Raw genomic sequence first — 12072 nt, 5'->3', positions numbered from 1 at the left:
ATCAGCCCTCCAGTTCGTAGCGGTAGTCTTCAATGACCGTGTTGGCCAACAGCTTTTCACACATCTCGATGATGCGTTTCTCTGCACTCTCGCGGTCTGTTGTATCCAGATTCAGTTCCATATACTTACCAATTCTGACGCTTTCCACTTCTCCGAAACCCATAGAATGCAGTGCGCCCTGCACCGCGACCCCCTGCGGGTCCAAAACGCTTTGCTTTATCGTGACATAGACTGTTGCTTTCATCATGTTCCTTCAGTTCCTCCTCCGAATGAGTGAATCCTATTGGTTGAATTATGATTACTATTTACTGTGCCGTCAGACGCCGCCAAATATCCGTATATCTTGCAGTTGTTTCTTCTACGACCTCAGCAGGCAACGGATCGGGCTTGCTGTTCTTGTCCCAACCGGAGGCTGCCAAATAGCTTCGCACCGGCTCCTTGTCCATGCTGTCAATCTCCACATCCAGCTCATACTTCTCCTGTGCCCAGAAACGAGATGAATCCGGAGTGAAAATTTCATCAATCAAAATCACCTTGCCATCAACAAGACCAAACTCAAACTTGCAATCCGCTAAAATGATTCCTCGCTTTTCGCAGAAAGCACGCGCAAATTCGTACAATGCTAAGCTTTTTTCCTCAAGCTCACCGGTTAGCTCAACCCCGACCAGTTCCTTCATTTGGTGAAGGGAAATGTCCTCGTCGTGACCGACGTCGTTTTTTGCAGCCGGTGTAAATAGAGGCTTGGGAAAGCGTTCATTCTTACGTAGCCCCTTAGGCAATGGAATACCGTTTACCTCACCGGTCTGTTCATACTGACGCCAGCCACCTCCGGTAATATATCCGCGCACCACACACTCGATATCGATGCGTTCAGCCTTCAGCGTGACCATGATCCGATCCTTTAGCAGCTCCTTATACTGATCGTCGATGACATGTCCGAGCTTGTTTACATCGGTATGCACGACATGGTTCTCCAGCAGGTCTTTCGTCTGCTCAAACCAGAAAGCACTGAGCTTGTTCAGAACATTCCCCTTTTCCGGCACGGGCGGCTCCAATACATAATCAAAAGCCGAAATCCGATCCGTCACGACAATCAGAAAATGTTCTCCGAGATCATACAACTCACGCACTTTGCCTTTGTACAAAAGCGGCGCATGAATCAGACCTTCGGCGGTAGACAATGACATTTCATTACACCTCTTTCAAAAGAGTATGGCCCCTCCTAAATCGAACCTTTGCCCCTCCTAAATCCTCCCCTCAGGGAGGACCCCCAGGGCTGCTGCCGCAAGGGTTGGCTGGTGAGCAGGGTGAGGGCGTCTATTTTGTAGCTACGGTGAAGCGAGCGCGTTCCGCTGGATGAAGGCTTGTTGGTACAAGCCCTCATTCAGCATCGCTTTTACGTCGGCGCGGACGGCTGGCTCAAGGCTTCGCTTCTTGAGCCTTCGCGTTCCTGGAAGGACTGCGGCTGTTTGCTGCGCAAATTCGGCAGTTCTTCCAGGAGCGGTTGCTTGTGATGGAAAAGTAGTAGAACACGCTTTTCCATCACTCTTGGGGAGGTGCGGCATCTTATGTGCCGCACCTATCCGAGTTCTGCTCCCACATGAGGGTTGGTGCTGGAAGTAGCGAAGCGGACGGAATCGTTCTGGAGAAGCGTTAGCGCTTGCCTTTGCCCCTGGATTCCACCTTTACGGGTTTATTTCAATCACAGGAATCCAGGGGCAACAGCAATCGGAAGAATGATCCGTTCGCGCAGCGGCCTCATCCCGCTCCTGAGCCTCTCCAGCCCCAACCTTCCCTCTACTCCCCTAATCCCAGCTTTTTAAAGATCGTATCCACGTTCTTCAAATGCCAAGCCGGGTTGAACGCATCCTCAATCTCGTCGGGGCTAAGCACGGCAGTAATTTCCGGAGTCGCCTCGACGATTTCGCGGAACTGGCGTTGCTCTTCCCATGCCTGCATAGCACGTGGTTGTACGGTATCGTAAGCTTTTTCACGACTAAAGCCCTTGTCGATCAGCTTCGTCATAATACGGCCAGAGAATGGAACACCGTACGTACGCGCCATATTGCGCTTCATATTCTCAGGGAAGACCGTCAGATTTTTCACGATATTGCCAAAACGGTTCAGCATGTAGTTCAACAGCATCGTTGCATCCGGCAGAATGATACGTTCTACAGAAGAATGCGAAATGTCGCGTTCATGCCACAGTGTTACGTTCTCATACGCCGATATCATATGCCCACGAATCACACGTGCCAGACCGGAGATGTTTTCACTTCCGATCGGATTGCGTTTATGCGGCATGGCGGAAGATCCCTTTTGACCCTTGGCAAAAGCTTCTTCTACCTCACGGAATTCACTCTTTTGCAATGCACGGACTTCTGTAGCAAACTTGTCCAACGATGTGGCGATCAACGCCAACGTGGCCATGTATTCAGCATGACGGTCGCGCTGGAGTGTTTGTGTAGAAATCGGGGCAGGCTTGGTGCCCAGCTTCCGGCATACGAATTCTTCCACAGCCGGGTCGATGTTGGCGTATGTTCCAACTGCACCGGACATTTTACCGTATTGTACCTGGTCAGCAGCATAGCGGAAACGTTCCAGATTGCGCTTCATTTCCTCGTACCACAGGCCCATCTTCAGTCCAAATGTGGTCGGCTCTGCATGCACTCCATGTGTACGTCCCATCATCGGTGTGTGCTTGTAAGCCAATGCTTTTTCCTTCAAAATTTCAATAAAATTCAAGATATCTCGTTCCAGAATTTCATTCGCCTGCTTTAAAAGATAGCCTAGGGCCGTATCAACCACGTCTGTGGAGGTTAGACCGTAATGTACCCATTTGCGCTCGTCGCCAAGACTTTCGGATACCGTGCGGGTAAAAGCAATGACATCATGTCTTGTCTCCTGCTCAATTTCATAGATCCGTTCAATATCAAAGCTTGCATTTTTGCGCAGAGCCACAGTATCTTCTTTTGGGATAACGCCTAACTCAGCCCATGCTTCACAGGCACACAGTTCTACTTCCAGCCAAGCTTTAAATTTATTTTCTTCCGTCCAAATCGCTCTCATTTCCGGTCTGCTATAGCGTTCGATCATGACTATTTATTCCCCCAAATATTGGTTTGATCAATCCATTCCAGCGCTTGTTCCGTGTCCTGGCACAACAGATTAATATGTCCCATCTTTCGGCCTGGCTTGGCTTCACTTTTTCCATACAAATGCAGTTTTGGTACAACACTCAATCTTTCAGCTTCAGCATCTGATTGTCCGAACCGTCGAATTACGTCCTCCAAATGCTCACCTAGTACATTGACCATCACCACCGGAGTCAGTAACTTCGTGTTGCCCAGTGGCAAACCACAAATCGCACGTATATGTTGCTCAAATTGCGAGGTGGCGCATCCCTCCATCGTGTAATGGCCGGAGTTATGGGGGCGTGGCGCCAACTCATTAACGTATAATTGTCCATCTTCGGTGACAAACATCTCCACAGCGAGCAGCCCCACCGCATCCAATGACTCCGCCACAGCCAGCGCCAATTTGCGTGCTTCCTCCTGGACAGCTTCAGGTACGCGTGCGGGTACAATCGACGTGTGCAAAATGTTGTTCACGTGGATGTTTTCCGCAGGTGGAAAGGCTTTGGCTTCACCGTTCGTGCTGCGAGCTACAATCACCGAGATTTCGCAGCGAAAACGGATGAACTGTTCCAACACCAGTTCCGCACCGCTTCCAGCCAGTTGCTCGTAGGCATTCGTGGCTTCCTCTGATTGGCGAATAACCACTTGACCCTTGCCATCATAACCGCCGACTGCTGTTTTGAGCACACACGGCACACCCAGTTCGGCTACCGCTTGAGCCATATCAGCAGGACTGCCGATTTCACGATATGGAGCGACAGGAACACCAGCTGCTTCAATAGCACGTTTTTCCCGCAGACGATGCTGTGTTGTGTATAAAAGACTGCTGCCCTGCGGTACACTGGATTCCTGTTCCAAAAGCGCGGCTACACCCGCATCCACATTTTCAAACTCATACGTGATCACGTCACACCGTTCAGCCAGCTCCTTGGCCGCGTGCTCATCATCATAGGCTGCACGGATTTGTTCTGACACCTGTCCACACGGGCTATCCGGTGCAGGGTCTAGCGTCACGAAGCGATAGCCTAGGTTTGTTCCTGCCAGTACAAGCATTCTGCCTAATTGTCCGCCTCCCAAAATTCCAATCACTGTGCCAGGAGGGCGGATACGGCCTGCGGATTCACATGCTTCATTCATAGCGAGTCACTGCCTTCCAGTACCTCGTCACGGATACGGTCGCGTCTTGCCACAACCCGCTGACTTATCTTTTCGTCAAAAGCACCTAATATTTGTGCAGCTAGCAGCCCTGCGTTGGTAGAGCCTGCCTTACCGATTGCCACAGTGGCAACAGGAATACCACCCGGCATCTGCACAATGGAGAGCAAGGAGTCCAGACCATTCAGAGCCTTCGACTGGACAGGCACACCAATCACTGGCAAGGATGTCTTCGCAGCCACCATTCCCGGCAGATGTGCAGCTCCACCCGCTCCAGCAATAATGACCTTTAGTCCGCGCCCGGCGGCCTCTTCTGCAAAACGAAACATTAAATCCGGTGTACGATGGGCTGAAACTACTTTTTTCTCATATCCGATTTCAAGCTCGTCCAGCACAGCACATGCATGTTGCATGGTGTCCCAGTCTGATGTGCTGCCCATAATGACAGCGACCTGCACTGACATGTCCTTCACTCCCTGTTTATCAATAAGCGCCAAAAATCCGGCACTCGAAAATAATGTTATTTTCAAGACACCGGACTACGAAAAAACAAACGACAGAGCCTCTTAAAGGCATGCCAAAAGCAAGCCTGTTCCACCGCATCCAATGCGGCTTCAGCCGTATGTCTCCCGTAGTCCGGAAATTTAAGGTTTCCAGGTAGAAACTTCCGGGCCATATCCCCGGCATTATACGAGTCAGGATTGTGCTTACTCCATACCAAAACGCTATACTTTCCCAGCATAATCGTGATGGGTTTCGGCTCCAACATGTGTACCTAATTAAATTGTACCTAAAGTTCATTTTTTATCGACAATACACTTCATAGTTTAACAATTCCCTACACCCTGTGTCAACTTGAAAACGAACATTGTCATAATGATGCAATTAAATGTTCGTGTTTAACAAAAACCAAGCCCTTTATATGCATACCTCAGGACTACTGTATTACATTTAGCTATCTTTCTACCTACACTGATAACGGCCAGCATTACATTCTACCAACAAAAATAAAAAGCCGGCACTTCCTGTACAGGTAGTGATCCGACTTTTACATTTTTTACTTCGTTATTTTACGACCAGCACGGGGATACGTGCATGCTGCACCACATTGTGACTTACGCTACCTAATACAAATTCACGAATACCACCCAATCCGCGACTGCCAATCACAATCACATCGAAGCCATTCTCATTGGCATAATCCAAAATGACTTCGGCCGGCGAACCTTGAATCAGCTCCACCTTGGCGTCTACACCTTGCTCAGCAAGCCGCTTTTTAACTTCATCCGTAGTTTGCTCAGCCAAATCATAATACTCTTTATTCACCGAAGCTGGAATTGGAGCCAAACCTTCGCCCATAAAAATCCGCGGGAAATCGAATGCTGTTACTACCTCAAGCTTCGAGGAGGGTGATGCCTTCACCAATTCAGCCGCCTTCAGTAAAGCTTTGTTGGATGCATCCGAACCGTCATAAGCAAGCAATACTTTTGAAAATAGCATAATACGCACCTCTTCCGAATTCAGTTTGTTTAATCAAAGCCTGAAATATGTATTCCTGTGGTTGTTCACTCCATTACATCAAGTAATGGCCGAGAATAGCCTTCTCAATCCTCATTAAACTTCCCTATGAGAAGCTAAACTCCCAGCCTTACCGTAAAAAATACCCATAGAGCAATGCGTTAATGAATAGCAACGCAGGAATACCTAATCTGAAGGTCATATGCCGTGTTTTATGGCGTTTGCGGTACATCGCAATGAGTACACCCAATGCGCCCCCGATCAGGGCCAGCAAAAACAACGTCCGTTCAGGTACGCGATCACGGTGTTTACGTGCTCTCTTTTTATCTTCCGACATTACCAGATAGCCTACTGCATTGATGAACAGCAGCCAAACCAACAAGCCTGTCTGCAATGTCTCTCCTCCTTTTGCACACCGTACCAGTTTCAGGTATTAGGACTTATATAGGGCTCTCTCCTCCATTATAACCCCACCCCTTTTATAGAAACAACGCTTTCTCTGACTGGGAAAACGTTTTTGCGGAAATAGTAACGGTGTATGAGGGCAATTCCCGAGTGCATCTATTTTGTCTTAAAGGAGGAACTACGATGGAAAGCACCCATGAATACGTTGAAAAGCTACGAGAAAATGCAAAAAAGGCAGAACGTAACCGTAAACAAGGAAAAGGGACTCCCAGCGCTAGCTTGCCAACAAAACAGCATAGCAAAAACCCCTGATCATGGGATCTGTATTCAATTGTAGAACTATGTAAATACCGTAAAACACAAACTTCACCTTGTCACTCTCATTAAATGAAATTAAAGGTAAAACCAGTTGTTCACCTTTTATCAAAAACAACAAGCAGATTCCTTGTAAGATTTCTGCTTGTTGTTTTTTTGTATTTTTTCCCATTCGTCTGTAGTTAAAGCGGTTACATATGAAAAAGTAAGTTTTAAAGTCATGTTTCCTAACATATATATTGACTAAAAACGATTTTACACCCTATAATGCGTGATATTAACGTAATTCGACAAAATATTTGTCAGTTAATCTATCATTTTGAGGTTTCAGATTGGAGAGGAGCTTTATATGACTAACATGAAAAAAATGAAAATGATTCCCCTGTTGGCCAGCTTTATTCTCGGAAGTACCTTATGGAGTGGTGGATTTACCGCTAACGTTGCGGCGGCAGCTACAACCAGTACAACGTTATCTACTTCTAGTACTACAACTTCGGACAAATCTGAAAATCCACAAACTAATCACTTACCCAATATTAAAATATTGGCCACAGGAGGGACCATTGCAGGGTCATCCTCCGTCAACACGGATACAACTGGCTACAAAGCAGGCGCATTAGGTGTTGAAACCTTGATCAATGCCGTTCCTGAGATGAAAAGTATTGCAAATGTCAGTGGCGAGCAAGTGGTTAACGTAGGTAGCCCCGACGTTGATAATGAAATTCTCTTAAAACTTGCCAAACGTACCAACGAGCTGCTTGCCAGAGATGATGTAGACGGCATTGTTATTACCCACGGTACAGATACATTGGAAGAAACAGCATACTTCCTCAACCTTGTCGTTAAAAGCGATAAGCCTGTGGTTGTTGTTGGTTCTATGCGCCCAGCTACTGCCATCAGTGCCGATGGTCCATTTAACCTTTATAATGCTGTAAAAGTTGCCGGTGCTTCAGCCTCCAAAGGCCAAGGTGTACTCGTATTGCTGAACGATCGCATCGGTGCAGCAAGATACATCACGAAAACGAACACAACAGCAGTCGACACGTTCAAGTCTGTGGAACAGGGCTACCTTGGAGCTGTAGTGGGCGATCAAGTTTACTACTACAATAAATCCACTCATAAGCATACGACTTCTTCTGTATTCGATATCTCTAATCTCACCCAACTACCACAAGTAGATATTTTATATGAGTATCAAAACAACGGTCGCTATTTGTATGATGCTGCCGTAGCAGCTGGTGCCAAGGGCATAGTGGTCGCTGGTTCCGGTAATGGTTCCTTGTCCAAGACCTCCTCAGAAGGCGCAGAGGCTGCAGGTAAAAAAGGAGTTATTATTGCTCGCTCCACCCGCGTAGGGAGTGGAGTTGTGTCCCCATCGACAAAAGACGCAGCATCGAACTTTGTGTCCACCGATTCGCTCAATCCGCAAAAAGCACGGATTTTACTCATGCTCGCTTTGACCCAAACGCATGATGTTAATCAAATTCAAGCTTTTTTTAATGAATACTAAGAGCAGTTATCCACATCAAATAAATACAACATCCTTATTATAAAAAAGAAGCAGCAGTTACGGTTGACCGCCGTACTGCTGCTTCTTTTATGCAAGACAATGTCTGGCACCCATAACGATTACATCTGGTATCCAAACGTCTTGGTCTTATACAGCCATTCGTTTTCCCTTACAGGTAGCATTAAGACTGCTGTTTGGGAATCCCATTCAAGCTTGGAGGATATTTAGCTTGCTTCTCTGGATGAGCAGCGATTTCTTCCTCCAGTATACTTGATTTATTTTGCTGATTATTGATTTTAAGCGGCTTATGTTTGGGCATAAATACTCACCTCCTCGGATTACCATGCCAAGGAGTAAGCTTTTTTATACCGACATACGCCTGCTAATTGTGTAGCTTGTAACACATTGGAGCCATTCTTTATTCGCCCTGCTTTTGCTCCATTGCTGCTTTTAGCAAATCACCCAAACTGGAGCCAAAAGATTCCTTCTTTTCAAACTGTTTTACCAGCTTTTGCTGTTCCCGTTTGTTTACCCGTTGCTTGTCCTTATCCAGCGTCTCCGTAATGCCACAGGGTAAGCATCTTACATACAAACCTGCCTTGCCCTCTTTTATTTCCATTTTCTTATGACACTGCGGGCAACGTCGATTGGACAGGCGCTTTTCCCCTGAACGACGGTAACCGCAATCCGCACTTGGACATACAAGGAACTTGCCTTTCTTCCCTTTCTTCTCCAGCAACTTTGTACCACAATCCGGACAATGGCTATTCGTCACGTTATGAGGCTTGTACTCCGCACTGCTATTTTTCACAGTAGTAACCAATTCTTTCGCCATAGCACGGATAGAATTCAAAAATGGCTCAGGTTGTCCTTGCCCCCGGGCTATCCGTTCCAACTCTGCTTCCCATCGTGCCGTCAATTCAGGCGTTCTCAGCTGCGGAGCCGCCAGTTCGATCAGTTGCTTGCCTTTTCCAGTTGGATGCATCACGTTTCCCTGGCGCTCTATCGTATCCGAGCTAACGAGTTTCTCGATTAGATCTGCGCGGGTAGCTGGAGTACCCAGACCGTGCTTTTCCATCTGAGCCAGCAGGGCTGCTTCAGTATACCGCTTCGGCGGCATCGTCCGTCCAGCTCGTACAATACAACGCTGCAATTGGACGGAATCTCCTTTTCTCAGCTCAGGTAAAATAACGCCCCGTCCGTTATTTTCCCGATCATCTGTCTCTTCATCGTCCAATTCATAATGACTTTCGTCATATACAGCACGCCAACCGCTATCTTTTATGGTTGTACCTTTTACCTGAAATGTTTCCTGCTCCACTATGACGGATACAGCTACAGCATCATAACGTGCAGGTGGGTAGAACAGACTAATAAAACGGCGTGCAATCAGATCATACAGCTTACGTTCCTCTGGGCTTAACTGATTAAGCAATAATGTCTGCTCAGTGGGAATAATCGCATGGTGATCTGTGACTTTACTGTCATCCACAACTCGCTTGGTGATTGGCAAGCTGTTACGCAATAGTGGATGTGCTAAGGAAGCATACGGGCCGACTGCTACGCTACTGAGCCTTTCCTTAAGTGTACCCACCATATCGGAGGTAAGATAACGGCTGTCTGTACGTGGATAGGTCACCAGCTTATGCTGCTCATACAGACGCTGAAGGACATTGGACGTCTGCTTGGCCGAGAAGCCGTAGCGCTGGTTAGCATCTCTTTGCAACTCAGTTAAGTCATACGCCAGCGGGTGAGGCTCGTTTTTTTCACTCTTTTTAACACTCACAACTGTACCTTTGCCCCCTTCAAGCCTGCGGCGCAAAGTCTCTGCCTGAGTACGGTCAAACATGCGTGAATCCCCATTTTCTGCCCGCCATATTGCCTGAAAATGTCCAAAATCGGCCGTCAAAGTATCATACTCCTGAGAACGAAACTGGGTGATCTCTTTCTCACGTTCCATAATCATCCCCAGTGTCGGTGTCTGCACCCTTCCAGCCGAAAGCTGAGCGTTATAACGAACCGTTAACGCCCGGGTCACATTGAGACCAATCATCCAGTCCGCCTCAGCCCTACAACGAGCCGATTCATATAAACGATCAAACTGCTGGCCAGGCAATAATTTCGCGAAACCTGCCTTAATTGCCTTATCCGTCTGCGAGGAAATCCATAAGCGCCGGAACGGCTTTTTCCAGTTTGCCATTTGTATAATCCAACGCGCCAACAGTTCTCCTTCGCGAGCAGCATCTGTTGCCACGATAAGTTCTCCAATGTCCTGTCGTTTCATCAGCTGCTGTACAGCTTTGAACTGGTGATTGCTCTCCCGCAATACCTTTAACTTGGAGTTCTTCGGAAGAATGGGCAAGTCCTCCAAGTTCCAATTCGCATACTTAGAATCGTAATCCTCAGGCTCTGCTAATCCGACCAAATGACCCAAAGCCCAGGTCACTACATACTTAGGTCCTTCTATATAACTTTTATGCTTCTCACGGCTGCCCATCACACGTGCAATCTCTCTGGCCACGGATGGTTTTTCTGCCAATACCAATACCTTCATGTTACGCTCCTTTCTCTCATAATGTTAATTATACCATCCTGCCATCTTACGATAAATCTAATGCCAACCAACGTCTCTTTATTAACATGATCTTTACACACTATTACTATTGCTTATGCATTTGTTAGGCAGCTTACAAATCAGGCACACTCCATTTTAATAGCAGGCCCGCATACGTCAGGCCTCCCCCGAATCCATATAACACCACATGTTGTCCATATCTTAAACGTCCATCATCCAATCCACACTGTAAAGCCAATGGAATGGATGCCGCCGAGGTATTGCCATACAACTCTACACTCGTTAGCGTCTTTTCTAAAGGTACTGCACTCTTTTCACATATGGACTCAATCATTCTCAGATTAGCGCTATGAGGTACAAACCAGTCAAGATCTTCCTTCTTCATATTTGCCTTATCCATTAATCGTTCGATTCCAGCTGGAACAGAGCGTACAGCCCATTTGTAAACCTCGCGTCCATTTTGAGCGATAAAACCATTATCTTGCAGTTTCTCTCCATCCAAATAGTTAGATAATCCTGCGAGGTAGAGATGCGCTCCTCCTTGCCCAAAGGTTCCTATATCTGAGGTCAAAAACGATCCTTCATCCTCATCATATTCAACAAGTGCTACCCCTGCCCCATCTCCAAAAAGAACACATGTCGTCCGGTCCGTATAATCTGTAATTTTGGATAAGGTTTCGGCTCCGATCACTAGAACCTTACGATGTAGTCCACCTGTAATAAGGCCATTTGCCAAATGAAGTCCATAGGCAAAGCCTGCACACGCAGCACTAACATCCATTGACCCTGTATTCGGAATATTAAAATAGGCCTGGATACGTGAAGCCGTACTAGGAAAATAGTAATCAGGGGTGCTCGTGGCTACAACGATCATGTCAACATCGTCCACATTTACATTATAAAGGTTAACCATACGTTTAATAGCTTGTATACATAAATCAGATACATACTGATCTTCAGCCGCGATTCGCCGTTCCCGCATACCCGTCCGTTGTACAATCCACTCGTCACTAGTTTCCACAAGCTTCTCCAAGTCAGCATTTGACAAAATCCGTTCAGGTACATAAGTGCCTATAGCCGTTAACTTCGCTTTTGAATTTAACATTCTGATCACTCTCCTTTATAATCCTTATTCATATTATAACACCAGATACTAATACCTGGTACTAATTTTCTTTAAAAAATGTGTATCTATTTACTAGCTAATATCCACAGATTCAGTCGAACTTATAACCAACTTACTTTAATTAAAATTCAACTATTATTTAATACAAAAAAAGGGACCATGATCTCAAAAAGATCATGGTCCCTTTTACTTATTGCTTGGCAACGTCCTACTCTCCCAGGACCCTGCGGTCCAAGTACCATCGGCGCTGGAGGGCTTAACGGTCGTGTTCGGGATGGGTACGTGTGGAACCCCTCCGCTATCGCCACCAAACATGAATTTGCTTCGCAAA

The 12072-nt window shown here is 46.7% G+C and carries 13 protein-coding genes, 1 rRNA gene and 1 riboswitch; of the genes, 2 read left to right on the top strand and 12 right to left on the bottom strand.

The window, feature by feature from the left end; translation table 11 throughout:
* Position 1 precedes the first annotated feature (1 nt).
* From purS to ACN6NF_RS04100, 8 genes are all read right to left on the bottom strand, one after another.
* Entirely contained in the window at positions 2-247 is a 246-nt protein-coding gene (gene purS, locus ACN6NF_RS04135; RefSeq protein ID WP_063209723.1) for a phosphoribosylformylglycinamidine synthase subunit PurS, read from the bottom strand.
* A 58-nt stretch (positions 248-305) separates the two neighbouring features.
* Positions 306-1187: a phosphoribosylaminoimidazolesuccinocarboxamide synthase gene (locus ACN6NF_RS04130; RefSeq protein WP_474315410.1), complete on the bottom strand. Its 882-nt coding sequence runs from the start codon at positions 1185-1187 to the stop codon at positions 306-308.
* Positions 1188-1396: 209 nt separating this feature from the next.
* Positions 1397-1579: a hypothetical protein gene (locus tag ACN6NF_RS04125; protein WP_474315408.1), complete on the bottom strand. Its 183-nt coding sequence runs from the start codon at positions 1577-1579 to the stop codon at positions 1397-1399.
* A 218-nt stretch (positions 1580-1797) separates the two neighbouring features.
* Positions 1798-3096 carry an adenylosuccinate lyase gene (purB, locus tag ACN6NF_RS04120; protein ID WP_474315406.1) on the bottom strand — a complete coding sequence of 433 codons (1299 nt, stop codon included), beginning with the start codon at positions 3094-3096 and terminating at the stop codon, positions 1798-1800.
* A gap of 2 nt (positions 3097-3098) precedes the next feature.
* A complete protein-coding gene (purK, locus tag ACN6NF_RS04115; RefSeq protein ID WP_474315405.1) occupies positions 3099-4274 on the bottom strand; it encodes a 5-(carboxyamino)imidazole ribonucleotide synthase in 1176 nt (391 codons plus the stop codon).
* Positions 4271-4756: a 5-(carboxyamino)imidazole ribonucleotide mutase gene (gene purE, locus ACN6NF_RS04110; protein WP_013369467.1), complete on the bottom strand. Its 486-nt coding sequence runs from the start codon at positions 4754-4756 to the stop codon at positions 4271-4273. Before purE ends, purK begins: the two co-directional genes overlap by 4 nt.
* A 148-nt stretch (positions 4757-4904) precedes the next feature.
* Positions 4905-5006, bottom strand: a riboswitch (purine riboswitch).
* Positions 5007-5357: 351 nt separating this feature from the next.
* Positions 5358-5792, bottom strand: coding sequence for a universal stress protein (locus tag ACN6NF_RS04105; protein ID WP_013369465.1), 435 nt, complete (start codon positions 5790-5792; stop codon positions 5358-5360).
* Between the two features lie 148 nt (positions 5793-5940).
* Positions 5941-6204 carry a DUF1294 domain-containing protein gene (locus tag ACN6NF_RS04100; RefSeq protein ID WP_013369464.1) on the bottom strand — a complete coding sequence of 88 codons (264 nt, stop codon included), beginning with the start codon at positions 6202-6204 and terminating at the stop codon, positions 5941-5943.
* A gap of 194 nt (positions 6205-6398) precedes the next feature.
* Between ACN6NF_RS04100 and ACN6NF_RS04095 the strand changes: the two genes are divergently transcribed.
* Both ACN6NF_RS04095 and ACN6NF_RS04090 read left to right on the top strand, forming a co-directional pair.
* On the top strand, positions 6399-6527 hold the full coding sequence (locus tag ACN6NF_RS04095) for a DUF4023 family protein (RefSeq protein ID WP_013369463.1): 129 nt from the start codon (positions 6399-6401) through the stop codon (positions 6525-6527).
* Between the two features lie 352 nt (positions 6528-6879).
* On the top strand, positions 6880-8040 hold the full coding sequence (locus ACN6NF_RS04090) for a type II asparaginase (RefSeq protein ID WP_474315402.1): 1161 nt from the start codon (positions 6880-6882) through the stop codon (positions 8038-8040).
* A 181-nt stretch (positions 8041-8221) separates the two neighbouring features.
* On the opposite strand, the gene ACN6NF_RS04085 is transcribed toward ACN6NF_RS04090, so the two are convergent.
* The 4 genes from ACN6NF_RS04085 to rrf form a co-directional block, all read right to left on the bottom strand.
* Positions 8222-8359: a hypothetical protein gene (locus ACN6NF_RS04085; protein ID WP_016819760.1), complete on the bottom strand. Its 138-nt coding sequence runs from the start codon at positions 8357-8359 to the stop codon at positions 8222-8224.
* Between the two features lie 99 nt (positions 8360-8458).
* Complete coding sequence (locus ACN6NF_RS04080; RefSeq protein ID WP_474315399.1) at positions 8459-10594, bottom strand: DNA topoisomerase III; 2136 nt, start codon at positions 10592-10594, stop codon at positions 8459-8461.
* 133 nt (positions 10595-10727) lie between these two features.
* Positions 10728-11720 carry a beta-ketoacyl-ACP synthase 3 gene (locus tag ACN6NF_RS04075; protein WP_474315397.1) on the bottom strand — a complete coding sequence of 331 codons (993 nt, stop codon included), beginning with the start codon at positions 11718-11720 and terminating at the stop codon, positions 10728-10730.
* A gap of 216 nt (positions 11721-11936) precedes the next feature.
* Positions 11937-12053 (bottom strand): 5S ribosomal RNA (rrf, locus tag ACN6NF_RS04070).
* Positions 12054-12072: the final 19 nt, after the last annotated feature.

This window comes from Paenibacillus sp. TSM33 (assembly GCF_056099025.1).
This window is presented reverse-complemented; position numbering and strand designations above follow the sequence as displayed.